This window comes from Leadbetterella byssophila DSM 17132, assembly GCF_000166395.1.
Lineage (GTDB): Bacteria > Bacteroidota > Bacteroidia > Cytophagales > Spirosomataceae > Leadbetterella > Leadbetterella byssophila.
Genome location: NC_014655.1, coordinates 2744757 through 2767155, shown reverse-complemented (window position 1 = coordinate 2767155; position 22399 = coordinate 2744757). Strand labels below are relative to the sequence as shown.

Below are 22399 nucleotides of genomic sequence, written 5' to 3'. Positions count from 1 at the left end.
CCAAACAAATAGATGAGTAGCACGTACACCATTGGGATTGATTTTGGGACGGATTCAGTAAGAGCCGTCGTAGTAAACACGGCAAACGGAAGCACTGCAGGTGCTGCTGTGAGCTATTACAAGCGCTGGAAAGAGGGGAAGTATTGTGACGCGAGTATATCACAGTTCCGTCAGCATCCAAAAGATTACTTGGAATCCCTGGAGGAAGCAGTAAAAGGAGCATTAGCGGGATTAAGTACAGAGGAGAGGTTGCAAGTGAAAGGCATCTCTATAGATACCACCGGTTCTACGGTCGTAGCTGTAAATGAAGAAGGTATTCCTTTGTCTCTGCTTCCGGAATTTGAGGAAAATCCTCATGCCATGTTCATTCTTTGGAAAGATCATACGGCGAATAAGGAAGCAGAAGAGGTGAACGCCGCTGCGGCAAAGTCAGCTATTGATTATACCAAGTATGTAGGTGGCATTTATTCCTCAGAATGGTTTTGGGCAAAGATCTTAAAGACCTATCGTACAGATGCAGGCGTAAGAGCCGCAGCTTACAGTTGGATGGAGCATTGCGACTGGATTTCTGCCGTACTAACCGGAGAGACCAAGCCTTTAGAAATAAAAAGATCTCGTTGCGCGGCTGGGCATAAAGCCATGTGGAACGAGGAGTTTGATGGTCTACCTTCAGAAGAATTCTTGACCAGCATAGATCCACTTCTTGGTGGGTTGCGCGAGCGTTTATTCCAAGATACAGCTACTTCTGATCAGGTAATGGGAACCATCTCAGCAGAATGGGCAGAGACATTAGGACTAGCTACAGGCGTGGTGATAGGAGTAGGAGCCTTTGACTGTCATATGGGGGCAGTGGGAGCTGAAATCTCTCCCTATGCTTTTGTTCGTGTGATGGGAACTTCCACTTGTGATATTCTTATCGCACCGAATGAAGAGATGAAAGATACTCTGGTAAAAGGAATTTGCGGACAGGTGGACGGATCTGTGGTTCCAGGGTATCTGGGTATGGAAGCCGGCCAATCTGCCTATGGTGATTATTATGCTTGGTTCCAAAAGTTGATCGTAGGGCCTGTTCGTTCCTTATTGGGAGAAGAAGCCGCGGCTCAATTGGAAGACAAAATCCTTCCTTATTTATCTGAGGAGGCATTTAAACTTCCGGTAAGTGAAAATGATGTAGTAGCTACAGACTGGATTAACGGTAGAAGAACTCCGGATGCGAACCATACTTTGAAAGCTGGCTTTATAGGAATGAACTTGAGTACAGATGCGGTTAAGATGTTTAAGGCCATAGTGGAAGCCACTTCTTTTGGCTCAAAAGCTATCGTAGATCGTTTTATTTCTCAGGGTGTTCCTATCAAAGAGGTTATAGCCATAGGTGGAGTAGCTAAAAAATCTCCATTTGTGATGCAGAATCTTTCAGATGTGTTGAACGTACCTATTAAAGTGGCTACTTCAGACCAGGCATGTGCTCTAGGAGCTGCCATGTTTGCAGCTGTAGCAGCAGGCATACATCCGGATGTCAAGACGGCTCAAGAGAAGATGGGTTCCGGATTTGATAAGGAATATTATCCTAGGCCGGAATATGTGGAAGTGTATCAAAAATTATATAGTAAATATCAAAAACTAGGAAATTTCATAGAAACCAATGCTTAATCTTAAAAATTTTGAGGTGTGGTTTGTCACTGGCAGCCAGCATCTTTACGGAGAAGAAACCTTACGTCAGGTAGACGAACATTCTAAGGTAATTGCAGATGCACTTAACCAATCTCCTCATATTGCTGTTAGCGTGGTTTTTAAACCCGTAGTTAAGACGCCTGAAGAGATCTTGCAGATCTGTAGGGAGGCAAATGCCACTCCAAACTGTATAGGTATCATCGCTTGGATGCATACTTTCTCTCCTGCTAAAATGTGGATCAGAGGATTGAATACTTTACAATTACCTCTTTTGCACTTGCACACGCAGTTCAACCGTGATATTCCTTATGCGGATATCGATATGGACTTTATGAACCTGAATCAGTCGGCTCACGGTGACAGAGAATTTGGATTCATCATGTCCAAATTGAGAATGCCTAGAAAAGTGGTGGTAGGTCACTGGCAAGATGCCTCTGTACATGAAAGGATCAATGTTTGGTCTAGAGTTGCTGCAGGTGTTTACAAAATGAAGACCATGAAAGTGGCTCGTTTTGGAGATAATATGCGACAAGTAGCGGTTACAGATGGCGACAAAGTAGCTGCGGAAGATAAATTTGGTTTCTCCGTTAATACATACGCAGTTGGTGATTTGGTATCGGTGATCAACCAGATTTCGGATACCCAGATCGATACCCTCCTTCAGGAATACGAAGATACTTACGCTTTAATGCCTTCTTTATTGAAAGGAGGAGAAAGGAGAGATTCTTTGATTGAAGCGGCTAGAATTGAGCTTGGTTTGAAAACCTTCTTAGAAGATGGCGGATTCTCTGCGTATACTAACACCTTTGAAGACCTTTACGGCATGCGTCAATTACCTGGAATAGGTTCTCAGCGCATGATGGCTGCAGGTTACGGTTACGGTGGAGAGGGCGACTGGAAAACGTCTGCTTTGGTACACGTAATGAAATTGATGGCAAGTGGAATGAAAGGAGGTAACTCTTTCATGGAAGATTATACTTACCATTTTGAGCCAGGCAATGAGATGGTTTTAGGTTCACACATGTTAGAAATCTGTCCTAGTATTGCAGAAGGTACAGTCAACTGTGAAGTACACCCACTAGGAATCGGAGGCAAAGAAGATCCTGTTCGTTTGGTATTTAACGGAGCACCGGGTAATGCACTAAATGCCTCTTTGATTGATTTAGGAAATCGTTTCCGTCTTTTGGTAAATGAAGTGGAAGCGGTGAAGGTAGATAAAGAGTTCCCTAAGCTTCCTACAGCTCGTGTGCTTTGGAAACCACAACCTTCTATGGAAGTGGGTCTTCAGTCATGGATCTTAGGAGGAGGCGCTCACCACACGGTATATAGCCAAAACCTGACTACCGAATACCTAGAGGACTTTGCAGAAATGTTAGGCATAGAGTTGTTGGTGATAGGAAAAGGCACCACTATTCGTGATATTAAGAACGAGATTCGTTTTAACGACATCGCATATAAGTAATTTAAACGTAATGCCCCGGTGTAAGCCGGGGCCTTTGTATTATGTATAAGTCATTAAAGGAAGAATGTTACGAAGCAAACATGCAACTGCCAAAATTAGGCTTGGTGCTGTTTACTTTTGGTAATGTGAGTGCGGTAGACCGTAGCAAAGGGGTATTTGCCATTAAGCCTTCAGGCGTGCCTTATGAAGATTTAAAAGCGGAGGACATTGTGATTATGGATTACGATGCCAAAGTGGTGGAAGGTAAGATGCGTCCTTCTTCTGATACAAAAACCCATGCTTTATTGTATAAGACCTGGGATGATATCGGAGGGATAACGCATACACATAGTACGTATGCGGTAGCGTGGGCACAGGCAGGTTTGGATATTCCCATCTTTGGCACCACTCATGCTGACCATACGCATCAGGATATTCCCTGTGCGCCGGTGTTGACAGATGAAATGATCAAAGGAGATTATGAGTACGAAACCGGGAATCAGATCTTTGGTGTATTCAAAGAAAAGGGTCTTTCGCATAAGGAGGTAGAAATGGTGCTTTTGCAAAACCATGGGCCTTTCACCTGGGGTAAAGACGCGGCAAAGTCTGTGTATAATGCAGCGGTACTGGAGGAGGTAGCCAGAATGGCCTATTTGACTTTGCAAATCAACCCTCAAACCCAAAGAATCAAAGAAACCCTACGTATGAAGCATTACGAGCGTAAGCATGGAGTTAATGCATATTACGGGCAGGGTTGTTAAACCTTAACGATTATAAAATGAAATTAGGACTAGAGTCTCTGGACTACGGCATTTTTCTTGCTTATTTTATCATAGTCTCCATATATGGGATATGGATATACAAAAACAAAGGTACTAAGAGTGCAGATAGTAAGGATTTCTTCTTAGCGGAGGGATCTTTGACCTGGTGGGCTATTGGAGCATCCATTATTGCTTCCAATATCTCGGCAGAACAATTTATCGGAATGAGTGGGCAGGCATTCCAATTGGGCTTAGCCATATCAGCATATGAGTTGATTGGTGCCATCTCATTAGTAGTGATAGCCGTTTACTTCTTGCCCATGTATCTAAAGAACAACATCTACACTATGCCTCAGTTCTTGCAGGTGAGATACAATGGTAGCTTAGCTACGATCATGGCTGTATTCTGGTTGTTCCTATATATACTAGTGAATTTAACCTCTATCATATACTTAGGAGGGATTAGTTTAGAGAAGATGACCGGATTCAGCTTTATGAGTTGTGCCATCTTCTTAACCATCTTTGCCGTTATCATTACCTTAGGAGGAATGAAGGTGATTGGATATACAGATGTGATCCAGGTGGTATGTTTAGTGGTAGGTGGTTTAGCCACTACCTATTTGGCACTGGATCTCCTATCTGAAAAAGTAGGGGATGGGAATGGAGTATTTGAAGGATTACGTCTGATAAAGGAGAAGGCGGATTCGCATTTGCATATGATCTTCAAACCAAACGAATTCTTTGTACATGACGGTAAAGGTGGTCAGACAGATGCTTATAAGCAATTGCCTGGATTGATGATGTTCATCATCGGTGGTCAGTGGATAGTAAACTTCAATTATTTTGGATGTAACCAATACATTACTCAAAGAGCTTTAGGAGCAAACTTGAGCACGGCGAGAAATGGTTTATTGTTTGCTGCCTTCTTGAAGATGTTAATGCCGTTTATCGTGGTTCTACCTGGTTTGGCAGCATATGTATTGTTCCAGGAAAACGCAGATCCGGCTATTGTAAATGGAATTACGGATAACGGTATTGTTAGACCTGATAATGCTTATCCAGTTTTATTGAACATACTTCCTACAGGTTTGAAAGGTTTAGCCTTTGCAGCATTGACGGCGGCCATTGTAGCGAGCTTGGCGGGTAAAGCAAACTCCGTGTCTACTATATATATGTTAGATATTCATAAGAAATTCTTCAACAAGAACCTTTCGGAGAAGCAAACGGTATTGTACGGTAGAGTGGCTATCATTATATCTTTTGTGATAGCATTGTTGATAAGTCCGTTGTTGAAGAACTTTGGACAAGGCTTTGAGTATATTCAGGAATATACCGGATTTATTTCTCCGGGTATCTTGTGTATCTTCTTACTTGGTTTCTTCTGGAAGAAGGCCAGCACAGGTGGAGCATTGGCAGCTGCTATATTAAGTATACCTTTGTCGGCACTCTTCAAATATCAATTTGAAGAAATGCCATTCCTTAATAGAATGGGCTATGTGTTTTGGATATGTGTTGCGGCTCATGTGATCATCAGCTTGATTCAGTCTAAGGGTAAAGATAATCCTAAGGCATTCGAGTTAAAAAAGGATTGGTTTAAGGTAGAAAAAAGTTTTGTGGCAGGAGCTGTAGGCGTGTTTGCCGTATTTGCATTGATCTATTATATATTCTGGTAACCTTAAATAATTGGAAAATGAAGTTTAAATATTGGCTAATCTTAGGTGTTATGATGGCTTGTACTCAAAAGAAAGAAACTGCTAACATAGAGAAGACAGACTTCGGTGTTTTAGCAGATGGTTCTAAGGCGGACCTATACACGTTGAAGAACGCAAACGGTATGGAAGTAAAGATCACGAATTATGGTGGCATCATAACTTCTTGGACAGCTCCGGACAAAGACGGTAAATATGAGAATATCACATTGGGTTATTCTACGGTGGAGGATTATGAAAAAGGTAGTCCATATTTTGGAGCTTTGATCGGTAGATATGGTAATCGTATAGCGGGAGGTAAGTTCAGTATAGACGGGGAAACATATCAGTTGCCTACGAATGACGGACCAAACTCGCTTCATGGTGGAGATAAGGGATTCGACAAGGTGCTTTGGGCGGCTACGCCAGAAGATGGAGAAGAACCTAAATTGAAACTGAACTATACTTCTAAGGATGGTGAAATGGGTTATCCGGGTACTTTAGAGGTTACTGTTACTTATACTTTGCAAAAGGATAATTCCTTGAAGATCGATTACGAGGCTACTACAGATAAAGCTACGGTGGTTAATCTTACAAATCATGCCTACTTCAATCTTGCGGGAGCTCAGGCGGGAAGCATATTGAATCATGAATTGAGCATGGCGGCTGATCGTTACTTACCGGTGAATGCTACTTTGATTCCAACCGGAGAATTGAGACCGGTATCAGGAACGGTATTTGATTTCACTACATCTACTAAGATAGGAGAGAGGATTGAGGCAGAAGATGAGCAATTAGGTTTTGGAAAGGGATATGATCACTGTTGGGTCTTCGCTGATAGCAGTAATTCATTGAAAAGTGTAGCTACGGTATTTGAGCCTACTACGGGTAGAACTTTGGAGGTGCTAACTACTGAACCTGCCATTCAGTTTTATTCGGGTAACTTCTTAACCGGGGATTATACTGGAAAGGCGGGCGAAAAGTATCCTCACCGTTCAGGATTCTGTTTAGAGACGCAGCATTATCCTGATTCTCCTAATCAATCTACTTTCCCGAGTACATTATTAAAACCGGGTGAGACGTATAAATCGACTACGATTTATAAATTTCAATAGTTTGAAAAATAATTTTTAAGGAAAGGTGTCCTAAGGGTCACCTTTTTTTTGTGCCATACCAAAACAATTATAGGAATAAAATAAGAATAAATTGAACTAATAAATACGGTTTGATGTTTGATATAAACCTACGTGCGGGAAGGGTTAAAAATCTTTGAAATTTTTTTGAGCTGTAAGTGATTGAAAAGCAGCAGAGAGGGGAAATGGGGGCTATTTTCTTTGAAATTTCTTTTGTGTAGAGTTTGCTAATTCAAAAGATGGTTGTACCTTTGCAATCCTTTCGGAGACGGTCTACCGAATAGCTGAAAGGAGGGGCTTTTGAGAAGAAAAAAAATTTCAAAAAAAGTTTTGCAGATTAAAAAAAAGCTTCTACCTTTGCACTCCCAAACGACGAGAGACACACAGAAACGAAGGCGAGCGGGGCAAAAAATAGAAGAGCGGCGAAAGCGGAAAGATGGCTGAGACGCACAAGCTCACTACGGTGGGAGAAAGTTCATTAACTTGTTGGGGATAAAGATGGAAGCACTAGTTTTGGCTTTTAGGAGCTGGAACGAAAAGCTAGGTAAAATATAGAGAAAGGCAAACGCTTACGAGTAAAAGTAATTTACAATGGAGAGTTTGATCCTGGCTCAGGATGAACGCTAGCGGCAGGCTTAATACATGCAAGTCGAGGGGGCAGCAATGTCACCGGCGAACGGGTGCGTAACGCGTATGCAACCTACCCATATCAGGGGGATAGCCCTAGGAAACTGGGATTAATACCGCATAACATAGAGAACGGCATCGTTTTTTATTAAAAGATTTATCGGATATGGATGGGCATGCGTAGGATTAGCTAGTTGGTAGGGTAACGGCTTACCAAGGCTATGATCCTTAGGGGCTCTGAGAGGAGTATCCCCCACACTGGCACTGAGATACGGGCCAGACTCCTACGGGAGGCAGCAGTAGGGAATATTGGGCAATGGAGGCAACTCTGACCCAGCCATGCCGCGTGCAGGAAGAAGGTCCTCTGGATTGTAAACTGCTTTTGAATGGGAAGAAACGTAGTCTTGCGAGGCTATTTGACGGTACTATTAGAATAAGCACCGGCTAACTCCGTGCCAGCAGCCGCGGTAATACGGAGGGTGCAAGCGTTATCCGGATTTATTGGGTTTAAAGGGTGCGTAGGCGGCTTTATAAGTCGATGGTTAAAGGCAGCAGCTTAACTGTATGCATGCCCTCGATACTGTAGAGCTTGAGTGATTTGGAGGTGGCTAGAATTCCCTGTGTAGCGGTGAAATGCATAGATACGGGGAGGAATACCGATTGCGAAGGCATGTCACTACGAATTAACTGACGCTGAGGCACGAAAGCGTGGGGATCAAACAGGATTAGATACCCTGGTAGTCCACGCCGTAAACGATGATTACTAGTTGTTGGCCGATGGGTCAGTGACCAAGGGAAACCGATAAGTAATCCACCTGGGGAGTACGCCGGCAACGGTGAAACTCAAAGGAATTGACGGGGGTCCGCACAAGCGGTGGAGCATGTGGTTTAATTCGATGATACGCGAGGAACCTTACCTAGGCTAGAATGTGAGCGAATAATTCAGAGATGGATTAGTCAGCAATGACGCGAAACAAGGTGCTGCATGGCCGTCGTCAGTTCGTGCCGTGAGGTGTTGGGTTAAGTCCCGCAACGAACGCAACCCCTATGATCTGTTGCCATCATTAAGTTGGGGACTCAGATCAGACTGCCTACGCAAGTAGAGAGGAAGGAGGGGACGACGTCAGGTCATCATGGCCCTTACGCCTAGGGCGACACACGTGCTACAATGGCATGAACAGAGTGCAGCGAGCTTGTAAGAGTAAGCGAATCACAAAAATCATGTCACAGTTCGGATTGGGGTCTGCAACTCGACCCTATGAAGCTGGAATCGCTAGTAATCGCATATCAGCCATGATGCGGTGAATACGTTCCCGGACCTTGTACACACCGCCCGTCAAGCCATGGGAGTTGGGTAGACCTGAAGCGGAAGGTAACAGACTTCGTTAGGGTAGAACCAGTGACTGGGGCTAAGTCGTAACAAGGTAGCCGTACCGGAAGGTGTGGCTGGAACACCTCCTTTATAGAGATATTCTGGCAAGACCAGAAGAATGATAAGGTGAGTGTTTGTTACAAACATATATAAAAGATACCTATGTGTGAAAATCTTTATCTTCTCCACAAGTTAGTTTTGGGGGATTAGCTCAGCTGGCTAGAGCACTTGCTTTGCAAGCAAGGGGTCATCGGTTCGACTCCGATATTCTCCACCATTCAATCTTCGGATTGGAAAACGTACATTGACATCATTGGAAAGACTGAGTTAAGAAAGAGTTTTTATTAGAGCAAGAGAAGGGCGTACGGGGGATGCCTAGGGTCTCAGAGGCGACGAAGGACGTGATAAGCTGCGATAAGCTACGGGGAAGAGCACATATCTATTGATCCGTAGATTTCCGAATGGAGCAACCCTCTCTGGTGAAGCCAGAGAATCCATGCCAAAGGGCATGTGAAGCGAACGTGGGGAACTGAAACATCTAAGTACCCATAGGAGAAGAAAACAATAGTGATTCCGCAAGTAGTGGCGAGCGAACGCGGAATAGCCCAAACCCGTTATGTTACGGCATACCGGGGGTTGTAGGACTGCATTTAGAAAGTTATCTTAAGCTGAATGATCTGGGAAGGTCATCCATAGAGTGTGATAGACACGTAAGCGTAAGAGATGATGGACGAGCAGTATCCTGAGTAGGGGGGGACCGGTGAAATCCCCTTTGAATCCGGCGGCACCATCCGCCAAGGCTAAATACTCCTGAGACACCGATAGTGAACTAGTACTGTGAAGGAAAGGTGAAAAGCACGGGGAGTACCCGGGTGAAAAGAACCTGAAACCGTACGCCTACAAGCGGTCGGAGCTTCGAGATGAAGTGACGGCGTGCCTTTTGCATAATGATCCTACGAGTTACGGTAACGAGCGAGGTTAAGCTTTTAAGGAGCGAAGCCGAAGCGAAAGCGAGTTTTAACAGGGCGTTAAGTTCGTTGCTGTAGACGCGAAACCTAGTGATCTACCCATGGTCAGGTTGAAGTCCCGGTAACACGGGATGGAGGACCGCACCGGTAAACGTTGAAAAGTTTTCGGATGAACTGTGGGTAGGGGTGAAAGGCTAATCAAACTGGGAAATAGCTCGTACTCCCCGAAATGTATTTAGGTACAGCGTTGTGGAGAGTTTATCCGAGGTAGAGCTACCGATTGGATGCGGGGGAGTCACATCCTACCAAATTCAGACGAACTCCGAATGCGGATAAATATACACAGCAGTGAGGGCTCGGGTGCTAAGGTCCGAGTCCGAGAGGGAAAGAACCCAGAACTACAGCTAAGGTCTCTAAATCTATACTAAGTTGAACAAAGGAGGTCTGACTGCCGAGACAGCCAGGATGTTTGCTTGGAAGCAGCAATCATTTAAAGAGTGCGTAACAGCTCACTGGTCGAGCGGGGCGGGCATCGATAATAAGCGGGCATAAAGTATAGTACCGAAGCTTAGTCAAGAGTAATCTTGGGTAGGGGAGCATTCTGTATGCGGAGAATGCGTCATTTGAGTGGCGTTGGAGCGTACAGAAAAGCAAATGTAGGAATAAGTAGCGATAATGAATGTGAGAACCATTCACACCGAAAGACTAAGGATTCCTCCGCTATGTCAATCAACGGAGGGTAAGTCGGATCCTAAGGATAATGCGAGAGCAGAAGCCGATGGGAAGCAGGTTAATATTCCTGCACCGATGCATATTACGATCTCAGGGACGGATTCTAAAGCTTAATACGAACCGACGGAAATGTTCGTTGAGAGGAGTCTTCGGACGAATCGAATTAGGGGATAGGGTTCCAAGAAAAGCTGATAAGTTATGGATATGTATCGACCGTACCGTAAACCGACACAGGTAGTCGAGGCGAGAAGCCTAAGGTGCTCGAGTGATTCACGGCTAAGGAACTAGGCAAATTAACCCTGTAACTTCGGGAAAAAGGGAGCCTCAGCGATGAGGCCGCAGAGAATAGGCCCAGGCGACTGTTTAACAAAAACACATGGCTTTGCGAAGATTAATGTCGACGTATAAGGCCTGACACCTGCCCGGTGCTGGAAGGTTAAGAGGGGGTGTTATCGCAAGAGAAGCACTGAATTGAAGCCCCAGTAAACGGCGGCCGTAACTATAACGGTCCTAAGGTAGCGAAATTCCTTGTCGGGTAAGTTCCGACCTGCACGAATGGTGTAACGATCTGGGCACTGTCTCAGCCGTGAGCTCGGCGAAATTGTAGTGACGGTGAAGATGCCGTCTACCCGCCACGGGACGGAAAGACCCCGTGAACCTTTACTATAGCTTAGCGTTGTGACTGGATATTCGATGTGTAGGATAGGTGGGAGACTGTGAACGGGCGTCGCTAGGCGTTCGGGAGTCAACGTTGAAATACCACCCTTTGGGTATTTGGTTTCTAACCTCAAAGAGGGACATCGCTTGGTGGGTAGTTTGACTGGGGTGGTCGCCTCCAAAAGAGTAACGGAGGCTTCCAAAGGTTCTCTCAGCACGCTTGGTAACCGTGCGTTGAGTGCAATAGCATAAGGGAGCTTGACTGCAAGACCGACAAGTCGAGCAGGATGGAAACATGGGTATAGTGATCCGGTGGTTCTGCATGGAAGGGCCATCGCTCAAAGGATAAAAGGTACTCCGGGGATAACAGGCTGATCTCCCCCAAGAGCTCATATCGACGGGGAGGTTTGGCACCTCGATGTCGGCTCGTCACATCCTGGGGCTGGAGAAGGTCCCAAGGGTTCGGCTGTTCGCCGATTAAAGTGGCACGCGAGCTGGGTTCAGAACGTCGTGAGACAGTTCGGTCCCTATCTGTGGTGGGCGTAGGAAGTTTGAGAGGGTCTGATTTTAGTACGAGAGGACCGAATTGGACATACCTCTGGTGTATCTGTTGTCTTGCCAAGGGCACGGCAGAGTAGCTAAGTATGGTTAGGATAAACGCTGAAAGCATCTAAGTGTGAAACCGGCCTCAAGATGAGACTTCCATAGAGGAACGTTATAGACGATGACGTTGATAGGCTACAGGTGTAAAGGTGGTAACATCAAAGCCGAGTAGTACTAATGAACCGAGAGCTCTATTAATTTTAAAAAATCAAAGCTCAGTTTTTCCAGTTGTCATGTAAAAAGACATACTAATTGTTAATGATTAATTGTTAATTATTAATGAATGAGTTGATGAGAAATCATTAACCATTAATAGTTGAACATTAACAATTACCTAACGACATTCACGGTGTCAATAGGATGGGTGTTCACCTCTTCCCATTTCGAACAGAGCAGTTAAGCCCCATACCGCCGATGGTACTTGGATCAAACCAGGGAGAGTAGGTAGACGCCGGTTTCTTATTCGAAGCCCTCAGCGAAAGTTGAGGGCTTTTTTTGTGTGCCCAGCATGTGCAATAACTCTAGGGTGTAAGTCCCGAACACGCCTTTACAGTGGGAAGTGTTAGCTTATGACAAGGGTGTCCACCGTGAGGTGGAATCTGAAGGAAGTCTGAGGCAAAACCTCGATCCGACGAACAGAAACTACATACAAGGCCGCAAGTGTTGGGTGAGGCTGCAAAACAAGCCGAAAGCCCTAAACTGTACGGAAACACTATGGTAAATGTAGCGGATACATGAGGTGAAAGTTATTGTTCTTACCTGGGGAGATCTGACTAAACTCTGTCAAAGGTATACGCGAATGCCCGCGAAGAAACATATAGCAGAATAATAATGCTAGTATGCTTTAGTCAGAAGTCAGCAGAGGACATAGTACCCTGCTTCTCTACTTTATACAGGGGAAGGTCTGAATGTTAGAATGGCAAAGGAACCATGAAGTTTATGACGAAGTGTTAAAAGCCGAACCACATAAGAGAACTGCTTGCATGAGGGTAGGTCGGAAACTGATAGTAAAATGCAAGAGGAGCTTAGCTGAGTCGTGCAACGAAGTGGACACAATGCCTGAGGTTTTTTTTAGTAATACTATGTTGGAAGAGATATTACACATCCGAAATGTCAAACACGCAGTTGATCGTGTCATCTCTAATGGAGGTGCTAGCGGAGTTGATGGTATGCAGATCGATAATCTTCGTGACTACCTTAACACGCACTGGCAATCCCTGCGATCGGATATTCTCTCTGGCACTTACCGCCCACAAGCTGTTCGGAAAGTAGAGATTCCCAAAGCAAGTGGCGGCAAGCGTATGCTGGGTATCCCAACGGTCATCGACCGTGTTATTCAGCAAAGCATTTCCCAATGGCTTGGGTTAAAGTATGAGGGTGATTTTCACGATAACAGCTACGGCTTCCGTCCGAATCGTAATGCTCATCAGGCCGTCAGTTAAAGCGCAAGAGTATCTGAACTTGGGCTACACGTGGGTCGTTGAACTTGATTTGGAACAATTCTTCGATCAAGTGAACCACGACATACTGATGCATCTTTTGAGCAAGAAGATTACGGATCGTCGAGTCCTAGCGCTGATCGGGAAATACCTTCGTTGTGGGATTATGGATCATGGTCTTGAACAAAAGCGAACCAAGGGCACACCACAGGGCAGTCCTTTAAGTCCACTTTTGTCAAACATCATCCTGAACGAACTGGATACGGAACTCAGCTCCCGTGGACATCGATTTGTACGTTATGCGGATGACTGTAGTATCTACGCGAAGAGCAATAAATCCGCCACTCGTATTATGCGCAACATCACCAGTTACATCGAATCTACACTAAAACTGAAAGTGAACCGTGAAAAGAGTAAGGTAAGCAAACCTTCCCAAAGTAGTTTACTCGGCTTTAGTTTCTTCAAAACTCAAGGAGATTGGCAGATTCGTATCTCTGCAAAGAGTATCGAACGAATCCGAGAGAAGTTACGTCAAAATACTCGACGTAATACAGCTACTCCTATGCATGAGCGACTGACTAAACTACGGCAAATTATTCACGGCTGGGTGGATTACTTTCGTATAGCAACGAATAAGAAGGTGATGGTAACACTAGATGAACTAGTGCGAAGACGCTTGCGTGTTCTGCTTTGGAAGCAATGGAAGACCGCAGGTAATCGAATTCGGAACTTAATGAAACTGGGAGCCAAACGCTGGCTTGCCTACCAACATGCGAACACCCGTAAATCCTATACTCGGACAGGGACAAGCCCTATCGTTCAAACAACGCTAACAAACTCATACTTTACTAAATTAGGTTACGAAGGATTTGCAGACTACTATTACTGGAGAACAACGCATCAAACGACGTTATTCTAACAAACCGCCTTGGTACGGATCCGTATGCCGGGTGGTGTGAGAGGACAGATAGGGAAATAATCCCTATCTTCCTACTCGATTTGCTTTTTAGCCTAAGGGTCGCTTCTTCTTCCTTTTAGTCTTCGGCTTTTTTTTGGTCTAAATGTTGTGGAATATTTAGTATTGAAATGGCCATATTTAGTCTCATAAATAATACTTGTTAATCCGAAACTATTAATTATTAGTTGATCGCGTGGCGTCTATTAGGATAAAACTGGACTTTATTTAAAGGGAGCGCCTTTTAAGCTAATAGACATGAATATTCTTTCTCTACTTTTTTGGAGCAAGGGTCCGTCCTTACGGAAAGTAGCAAAAAAACATGAATATTCTTTCTCTACTTTTTTTGGCGCAAAAAAAGTAGCAAAAAAAACATGAATTTTATGATGTCCTCTTTCGCTACGCTCAAACGGACCATAAAATTCGGTCAAAGGAACATTAGTATTTATTCTCCCGAAACTATTAATTAGTTATTACTTTATCCAGTAGGGACGATTCGGATGTAAGGCCACAAAATCCGAAGAAATGCACCTTAATCTAAAAATTCATGAATTTTAATTCTCTACTTTTTTGGAGCAAGGGTCCGACCGTTCGGAAAGTAACCAAAAAACATGAATTTTCTTTCTCTACTTTTTTTGGTGCAAAAAAAGTAGCAAAAAAAACATGAATTTTATGATGTCCTCTTTCGCTTCGCTCAAACGGACCATAAAATTCGGTCAAAGGATCATTAGTATTTATTCTTCGGAAAGTATTAATTATTAGTTAATCGCGTGGCGTCTATTAGGATAAAACTGGACTTTAATTATAAGAAGCGCCCCTTAAGCTAAAAGACATGAATTTTAATTCTCTACTTTTTTGGAGCTAGGGTCTGGGCGTTCGGAAAGTAGAAAAACCATGAATATTCTTTCTCTACTTTTTTTGACGCAAGGGTCTGGGCGTTCGGAAAGTAGAAAAACCATGAATATTCTTTCTCTACTTTTTTTGACGCAAGGGTCTGGGCGTTCGGAAAGTAGAAAAACCATGAATATTCTTTCTCTACTTTTTTTGACGCAAGGGTCCGTCCTTACGGAATGTAGCAAAAAAACATGAATATTCTTTCTCTACTTTTTTTGACGCAAAGGGTCCGACCGTTCGGAAAGTAGCAAAAAAGCATGAATTTTCTTCTTGTTACTTTTTTGGCGCAAAAAAGTAACCAAAAAACATGAATTTTAGAATGGCCTCTCTCACTACGTTCGAACGGCCTCTAAAATTCGATTAAAGGATCATTAGTATTTAATGTTTAATAAGTAATATTAAAGGAGGAGCTACCAAAAAGCCGAAGGCTTTTTGGACTAAAAACTAATCACTAAGAACTAAAATTTAAGGAACATTAGAATTTATTTTTCCGAAACTATTAATTATTAGTTAATTCAGAGGCGTTTATTAGGATAAAATTGGACAAAAAAAATTGGTCCGGCTTAAAAAACCGAACCAATTTAAACCAAGCTACTTACTCTATGAAAAAACTATATGAACAAGTTTTAATCCGCTTTTGATTGACGTTTTGCCCGATAAATATGGAAGCTTAGCACTGCCCAGGCTAAAACGCCATATATTCCTGCCTGAAGGCCTAAGGCTTTCAACTGTGGCATGATATCGGCCAAAGGTGCCCTTTGGAACAACATACTCTTATGAGCTTCCAAAAATGGCGTTAAAGGTATGGCATTGGCTATCATCTGTACACCTTCAGGCATAGCAGAGAGAGGCCAGCTATATCCTCCCATCACAAAGGCCGGAGCAGCTATTAACATCAAGATTTGAGTGGCCCTCAGGGAGTCTTTCAATACCACACTCAATAATACACCTAGCATACTCACCGCCACTACAAAACAACCCGTATTTATGGCAAATGGCCATAGGTCGTAAGGTAATGGAGCCTTAAAAATCACGTGGAAGGAATAGAAAATTCCTGCCAGAACAATACTCAGGATCCAGAATGGAAATACTTTTACAAACATCAACTTCAGGGCTGAACCGGTAGAATTTAATAGTTCTGATTTGAAAGTGTTCTGTTCAAATTCCCTGGAGAAGCTTACGGCTAATCCAAGTAGAAGCACCTGTTGGAACACCACCATTAGCATCCCTGGAAACATGTAAGTAAAATAGTTAGCTCCAGGATTGAAGAGTCGGATATAGTTCGCTTTAAAAGGCTCAAACTGTCCGCCAGATGAAGGGTCTTTCTTTAAATTTGCCTTCATTTCTACTCCGGCGCTAAAGGTACCTAGGGACATCTGCGTTGCAGTAGTCGCTAAGTTGGCCGTTAGCAGGTTCGTAGTGTTGATGTATGTGTTCACTTCCGGGTATCTTTTTTGCAGGATATCTGCTTCAAAGCGGTCCGGTATTACAATGGCCAATACCGCCTTTTCTTTCACCAGATCTTCCTGGGTAAAGGTGTTATTGGACTTCACTTCTACCACTTGAAGTTTCTCGTTATCTCTGATCATTTCGATCAGGGTATTGGAAAGAGGGGTATTATCTTGATCCACCACGATTACGGGTAGGTCTTCTACTTTTCCTTTTTTGTATATATTTCCAATCAGGAGACTATATACTATGGGAGCTAGGAAGAACACGGAAACCAATGTGGAATCCTTGAAAAACCGTTTAAACTCCCTTGTGATTAATTGTAACATAAGATTGAATTATTTAAGTACCGCAGTGGCATTAGTCAACCATTTCCCTGCATGGCTTAGGTCTGCAGGAACTACTTTGATCTCGTATATGGCCTCTTCAATTTGATAATCCGGATAAGCTGCGGTAATGTTAGCGTATCGGGTCAACTGTTTGATGGTACTGATCTTTCCTTTGACATTCTGTTTTAAGAAAGGCATCTCTATTTCTACTTCTTGTCCGGTTTGATAAGCGGCGATGGCTTTTTCCGGCAGCGTAAATCTGAAGTAGACCTTATTAGGAATATATCCGTTAAAGATAGGATAACCTGCGGTGGCAAGTTCACCTTCGTGCAAACTGATGGTTTCAATCATCATGTCACTGGTGGCAATGATATATCTCTCTGATAGGGCTATCTGTACCTCTTGTAGGGCACCCTTGGCTTGGTCAGCTTGACCTTGAGCCGCCAGTTTAGTCTCATAACGAATACCGTTTTCTGCTTCTGTAAGTTCGGCGTTAACGGCATCCAGTTGGGCTTTAGCACCCATATACTTCGCTAGAACTTCATCAAAAGCCTGGGCAGACATCATGCTGTCAGCGGCCATGGCTTTGGCTCTGTTAAAAGACTTTTCAGCAAAGTTAAACTGCTCTTGAAGTCCGGCTTTCTTAGCTCGAAGTTGCTTTAATTGGTTTGGAGTAGCACCGTTTTGGGCTAAGGTTTTTTGGGCTTCTGCAGATTTCAAAAGACCTTGAACTTGGGAAAGTTTGGCTTTTGCTTCCGGTACATCTAGTACTGCAAGGGTATCCCCTACATGCACTTGGTCACCTTCTTCTACACGGATTTCTAAGATTCTTCCGGTTACTTTCGGAGCGAAGGCAATCACATCTCTTTTCACTTTGCCTTCTACTATAGGATCATTTTTTTTCTCAGTACAGCTATTTAGTACGAAAAGAGAAGTAGCTACAAAAAGTATCTTTTTCATAATTTATCAATTTGAAGAGAACCACTGGCTTTTAGTAAACCTACGGCGGTACGTCTTTGGTTAAACAAGGATTTTTGATAGTCAAGTGCAGCCGCTAGATAGTCGTTTTCTGCATCTATAAGTTCAGAAGATTTGATCAAACCGGTTTTGAACTCTTTGGTAGCCACATCTAAGGCATCTTTAGCAAGGAGCATTTGAGTTTGTTTTAGTGCTAGTTCTTCTTGAACAGTAGTCAGTTCGGTACGGTTTTTCAGGAGGTTCAAGTTCAGCAGTTCTTCTGCTTCTTCTTTTTCAGCCTCTGCAATCAAGGTTTCTGTTTTGGCTTTTTGTATCTCCTTTTTCCCCTTAAACCCGTCAAAAATCTCCCATTTGAAGCCAATTCCTATTCTTATGTCAGGAGCTAATTGAAGGGAATTTGTATGCAGAGTGTTGTATCCCAAATTGTAAGGCAATGCTGTTTTTCCTTTGATGGTTGCATCGAATAGATTGAGATATCCTGCGCTAGCGGAGACAGCCACTTTGGGTTTCCACCAGGTTTTTTCTGCTTCTACTTTGAATTTATTCGCTTGGATGATATGATCTAAGGCGATCAACTCAGGCCTTTTATCAACAGACAAAGGCGCAGAAGCAGTTTCCAAAGTTTCCAGTGAAGGATGAAGTTCTGAAAGTTTGGTTTTCTCTACTCCGGTTAGCATAGCCAACTGTTCCAAGAGTAGGGATCTTTGCCCTTCGTAGTTCACTTGTTTATGTTTTAATTGGCTTTGGGCCAATTGTAATTTTTGGTGTTCATATTTAGTGATAAGGCCATATTCCAAGGCTTTATCCGCTGTTTTTTGGTGAACATCTAAGCGTTTTTGACTTTCGTCTAAAAGTTGTTTTACTTGATCCAAAAGGGCCAGTTGGTCATACGCTTTGATCACCTCTTCAATGACTTGTTGGTTTTCCTTTTCTACAGCGGCTTCCTGAGCTAAGATCTTTTGATCTACGGCTTTTTTAAGGGCAGGAATCTTTCCACCGGAATAAAGGAGGGCGTTCACGTCCAAAGTGGCTCTGGCTAGGTTACCTTTAGTAGTAAGTCCATTGTCAAGGCCAGGGAGGGGATGAGCTCCATCTTCCAGGTAAATGGTGGTGGCATCTGATTTGATCGAGACATTTTGGGTCATGAAACCGTATGATCCACTTACCTCAGCTGTAGGTAGATAGGCATCTTTCAGCTGTTGTTTTTCAATGTGGCTAATGTTCACTTTTTGTTGAGCCACTTGAGTTTTGTAGTTTTTCTGCAAGGCTTGCTCCAATAGCTCCCTCAGAGTAGGAGGGGTATCTGCTGCTTTTAGAGGCAAGGTTGCAATGAGTAAGAGCAATAGTGTCTTTTGCATGGTTGATATTCGTTTGAATGACAACACAAAGTTCAGCACTCCGCTCTTCAGGATTTTTGATCTAGATCAAAATCGTTATTTTCTTCCTCGAATTCTACTTAAAGTTTCTTGGGTTATGCCTAGGTAGGAGGCGATATGTCCTAGCGGCGCTCGTTGAATAATATTACCTTGGGTGTTTTCCAGGGTTTCGTATCGCTGTGGGGCATTTTGGAACTGTAAGGCTACAATTCTACGGTTAGCTTGAAAAAGGAAGTGTGCGAGTATGTGGCTTTTGATCTTTTCGAGTTCGGGGAAATCATCTAAAAGTCGGTTGAGGCCGTCTTGGGAAACGTAGCGTAGATCTGAATCTTCTAGTAATTCTATGCTATAGGGCGAGGGTTTTTGTTCCAAAAAGCTTTCGCTTGGAGTGGCGAAATTCCCTTCTGGAAAGAATTCGTAGGTGATGTCTTTTCCTGCGTCGTTATAATAAAACATGCGTGCTAAGCCTTTTTCTATGTAGAAAATGTGCTTAGCCACAGACCCCATGGGAAAGATGAGCTCGTTCCTTGGGAGGGTGACAGAATGAAATTCAAGTCCAATAGCTTCTAACACGGCATCACTTGCCGGCAAGATAGAACTTATGGTTTCTTCGAGTTTCATAGTAAACAAATATAGACCAAAGTTCTCATATGCCCTTTCATCTCGTGAAAATTCCTTCTCCATGTGGTTCGGAAAAATTCCCTTATTTTTGCACAAAAATCAGATTATATGAAGGCATATGTTTTCCCGGGACAGGGAGCTCAGTTTAGTGGTATGGGTAAGGATTTATATGAAAATTCTGCTCGTGCTAAAGAGTTATTTGATTCTGCAAATGAGATTTTAGGTTTTGATATTACTCGTATCATGTTTGAAGGTACTGAGGAAGAGTTGCGTCAAACTAACGTTACTCAGCCTGCTGTATTTCTTCATTCAGTGATTCAAGCGGCTACTATTGAGGATTTTCATCCGGATATGGTAGCTGGACATTCCTTAGGGGAGTTTTCTGCTCTAGTAGCTGCAGGAGCATTGGCATTTGAAGATGCTTTAAGGCTGGTAGCTAAGCGTGCTGAAGCCATGCAAAAGGCTTGTGAATTAACACCTTCCACTATGGCTGCAGTATTAAACTTAAGTGACGAAAAAGTAGAAGAAGTTGTTGAAGGTATCTCTAAAGAGACTGGAGAAGTGGTAGTGGCTGCTAATTATAACTGTCCCGGACAGTTGGTGATTTCGGGTACAGTTGAAGGGATTAATATCGCTGTGGAAAGGATGAAGGAAGCCGGTGCTAAGAGGGCTTTAGTACTTGCGGTGGGTGGAGCATTCCATTCTCCATTAATGGAGCCAGCGAGAGAGGAGTTAGCTCAAGCGATCAAGGAAACGAAGTTTAATACTCCTACCTGTCCTATCTATCAGAACGTTAATGCTAAGCCATCAACAGATGTGGAGGTGATTAAAGAGAACTTGATTGCTCAGTTGACAGCTCCGGTGCGCTGGACGCAGTCCGTTCAAAACATGGTAGCTGATGGAGCTACTACATTTGTGGAATGTGGTCCGGGTAAAGTGTTACAAGGATTGGTGAAGAAGATTGCCCCGGAAGTGACGGTATCTGGAGCGCAATAAGGAATGCAAAAGCATTGGTCATATAAGCCTCTACCTGAAGATGGGGAGGTAGCTGAATTACAGCAGCAACTGAATGTTTCTTCTGCCATGGCCACCTTGCTATGGCAGAGAGGCATTTATACTTTCGATGCGGCTAAGCATTTCTTTCGTCCTAGTCTAAAAGATCTTCATGACCCTTTTCTCATGAGGGATATGGACAAGGCTGTAGATAGGGTTAGCGCCGCGTTAAATGCTGATGAGAAGATCCTGATCTATGGAGATTACGATGTAGACGGCACCACAGCGGTAGCCATGGTGTATGGCTTTTTAAAAAAGAAGCATGTTAATCTTCTCTATTATAATCCGGACAGGTATACGGAAGGTTACGGTGTCTCAAAGCAAGGGATAGATTATGCCAAGGAACAGGGAGTAAGTCTGATCATCAGCTTAGACTGTGGTATAAAATCTGCAGATAAGGTAGCCTATGCCCGAAGTTTGGGGATAGATTTTATCATCTGTGATCATCATGAGCCAGGTGAAGAACTACCTGAGGCAGTAGCGGTCTTAGATCCCAAACGTAAAGATTGTATCTACCCTTATAAGGAATTGACAGGTAATGGAGTAGGATTTAAGTTGCTTTCTGCCTTGTGCCAAACCAGAGGGTGGGAGTGGGCTGAACTAGAGGAATACTTGGACCTATGTATGGTTAGTATAGCCTCAGATATAGTACCCATTACTGGAGAAAACCGGATATTGGCTTTCTATGGACTACAAAAATTAAACGCATCACCCCGAATCAGTTTAAAGGCTTTAATGAATGTTGCCGGAACTCAAGGGGAGATGAATATAGAATCAGTGGTATTTACCATTGGGCCTAGGATCAATGCTGCGGGCAGGATTAGGCATGCTCGTGCTGCGGTTGAACTCTTGTTGTCAGAGGATGAGGATGAAGCCATGGAGCTAGCTTACGCCATCCAAAAGCACAATACGGAACGTAAGGGATTAGACGCCCGTATCACGGAAGAAGCTTTGGACTTGATCAAGAGGGATCCTTGGCTATATGAGGAAGCTTGGTCTACGGTTTTATACAAAGAGGACTGGCACAAGGGGGTGATTGGCATAGTGGCATCCCGATGCATAGAAAACTTCTATCGTCCTACCATCATATTCACTAAAGCAGGAGAAGATTATGCGGCAGGGTCTGCACGCTCCGTAGCAGGCTTTGATCTATACGGTGCTATTGAGGCATGCTCAGAGCATTTGATTCAATTTGGGGGGCACATGCACGCTGCGGGTATGACCATCTCTATAGATAAGATTGAAGACTTTCGGAAGGCATTTGACGGAGAGGTCAAAGCACGATTACTGGAAGAGCAGCGCATTCCTGTGATCACGGTGGATTTAGAAGTTCATTTATCAGAGTTGACGCCAAAGTTTCATAAGGTGATGAAACAGATGTCTCCTTTTGGCCCTGAAAATATGCAACCCATCTTTGTTTCTCACAACTTAAGAGCCCGGACTGCGCAAGTGCTAAAAGAAAAGCATTTAAAGTTAGAAGTAGTACAAGATGGCTTTAGTTTTCCGGCCATAGGCTTTGGGCTGGCACCAGAATTCTATAGGGAGCTAGCAAGCGGTAGGCCTTTCTCTATGGCGTACTCTCTGGAAGAAAATCATTTCAGGGGAAATACTACTCAGCAGTTGTTCATCCGCGACATAAAATTGGCCTAGGT

13 protein-coding genes, 1 tRNA gene and 3 rRNA genes are annotated in these 22399 nt (G+C 43.6%); 13 read left to right on the top strand and 4 right to left on the bottom strand.

Annotation, left to right across the window (positions count from 1 at the left end; all coding sequences use genetic code 11):
• Positions 1–12: 12 nt before the first annotated feature.
• The 11 genes from LBYS_RS12510 (at position 13) to LBYS_RS19770 (ending at position 14011) form a co-directional block, all read left to right on the top strand.
• Positions 13–1650 carry a ribulokinase gene (locus LBYS_RS12510; RefSeq protein WP_013409212.1) on the top strand — a complete coding sequence of 546 codons (1638 nt, stop codon included), beginning with the start codon at positions 13–15 and terminating at the stop codon, positions 1648–1650.
• Positions 1643–3133, top strand: a complete 1491-nt coding sequence (araA, locus tag LBYS_RS12505) for an L-arabinose isomerase (RefSeq protein WP_013409211.1) — start codon at positions 1643–1645, stop codon at positions 3131–3133. Before LBYS_RS12510 ends, araA begins: the two co-directional genes overlap by 8 nt.
• 41 nt (positions 3134–3174) lie before the next feature.
• The gene (locus LBYS_RS12500) at positions 3175–3873 is read left to right on the top strand and encodes an L-ribulose-5-phosphate 4-epimerase (RefSeq protein ID WP_013409210.1); all 699 of its coding nucleotides are present in this window, start codon (positions 3175–3177) and stop codon (positions 3871–3873) included.
• Between the two features lie 17 nt (positions 3874–3890).
• Entirely contained in the window at positions 3891–5546 is a 1656-nt protein-coding gene (locus tag LBYS_RS12495) for a sodium/sugar symporter (protein ID WP_013409209.1), read from the top strand.
• A 17-nt stretch (positions 5547–5563) separates the two neighbouring features.
• Positions 5564–6676 carry an aldose epimerase family protein gene (locus LBYS_RS12490; protein WP_013409208.1) on the top strand — a complete coding sequence of 371 codons (1113 nt, stop codon included), beginning with the start codon at positions 5564–5566 and terminating at the stop codon, positions 6674–6676.
• Positions 6677–7282: 606 nt separating this feature from the next.
• Positions 7283–8783 (top strand): 16S ribosomal RNA (locus tag LBYS_RS12485).
• Between the two features lie 110 nt (positions 8784–8893).
• Positions 8894–8970, top strand: a tRNA-Ala gene (locus tag LBYS_RS12480).
• A 66-nt stretch (positions 8971–9036) separates the two neighbouring features.
• Positions 9037–11851 (top strand): 23S ribosomal RNA (locus LBYS_RS12475).
• A gap of 147 nt (positions 11852–11998) precedes the next feature.
• A 5S ribosomal RNA gene (rrf, locus tag LBYS_RS12470) occupies positions 11999–12110 on the top strand.
• The 16S, 23S and 5S rRNA genes sit together here with 1 tRNA gene alongside, the layout of an rRNA operon.
• A gap of 625 nt (positions 12111–12735) precedes the next feature.
• Positions 12736–13095, top strand: coding sequence for a reverse transcriptase family protein (locus LBYS_RS19775; RefSeq protein ID WP_262494808.1), 360 nt, complete (start codon positions 12736–12738; stop codon positions 13093–13095).
• On the top strand, positions 13073–14011 hold the full coding sequence (locus LBYS_RS19770) for a reverse transcriptase domain-containing protein (RefSeq protein WP_262494807.1): 939 nt from the start codon (positions 13073–13075) through the stop codon (positions 14009–14011). The genes LBYS_RS19775 and LBYS_RS19770 overlap by 23 nt, the downstream gene beginning before the upstream one ends.
• Positions 14012–15567: 1556 nt before the next feature.
• Here the strand turns inward: LBYS_RS19770 and LBYS_RS12460 are convergent.
• The 4 genes from LBYS_RS12460 to LBYS_RS12445 form a co-directional block, all read right to left on the bottom strand.
• Positions 15568–16719, bottom strand: coding sequence for an ABC transporter permease (locus LBYS_RS12460; protein ID WP_013409207.1), 1152 nt, complete (start codon positions 16717–16719; stop codon positions 15568–15570).
• A gap of 9 nt (positions 16720–16728) precedes the next feature.
• Positions 16729–17679 (bottom strand): HlyD family secretion protein, encoded by a 951-nt coding sequence (locus LBYS_RS12455; RefSeq protein WP_013409206.1) that lies wholly within the window; start codon positions 17677–17679, stop codon positions 16729–16731.
• A complete protein-coding gene (locus LBYS_RS12450; protein ID WP_013409205.1) occupies positions 17676–19055 on the bottom strand; it encodes a TolC family protein in 1380 nt (459 codons plus the stop codon). The genes LBYS_RS12455 and LBYS_RS12450 overlap by 4 nt, the downstream gene beginning before the upstream one ends.
• A 75-nt stretch (positions 19056–19130) precedes the next feature.
• The gene (locus LBYS_RS12445; RefSeq protein ID WP_041824663.1) at positions 19131–19694 is read right to left on the bottom strand and encodes a Crp/Fnr family transcriptional regulator; all 564 of its coding nucleotides are present in this window, start codon (positions 19692–19694) and stop codon (positions 19131–19133) included.
• 108 nt (positions 19695–19802) lie between these two features.
• On the opposite strand from LBYS_RS12445, the gene fabD reads away from it, so the two are divergent.
• Both fabD and recJ read left to right on the top strand, forming a co-directional pair.
• Positions 19803–20690, top strand: a complete 888-nt coding sequence (fabD, locus tag LBYS_RS12440; protein WP_013409203.1) for an ACP S-malonyltransferase — start codon at positions 19803–19805, stop codon at positions 20688–20690.
• A 3-nt stretch (positions 20691–20693) separates the two neighbouring features.
• The gene (recJ, locus tag LBYS_RS12435; RefSeq protein ID WP_013409202.1) at positions 20694–22397 is read left to right on the top strand and encodes a single-stranded-DNA-specific exonuclease RecJ; all 1704 of its coding nucleotides are present in this window, start codon (positions 20694–20696) and stop codon (positions 22395–22397) included.
• Positions 22398–22399 lie beyond the last annotated feature (2 nt).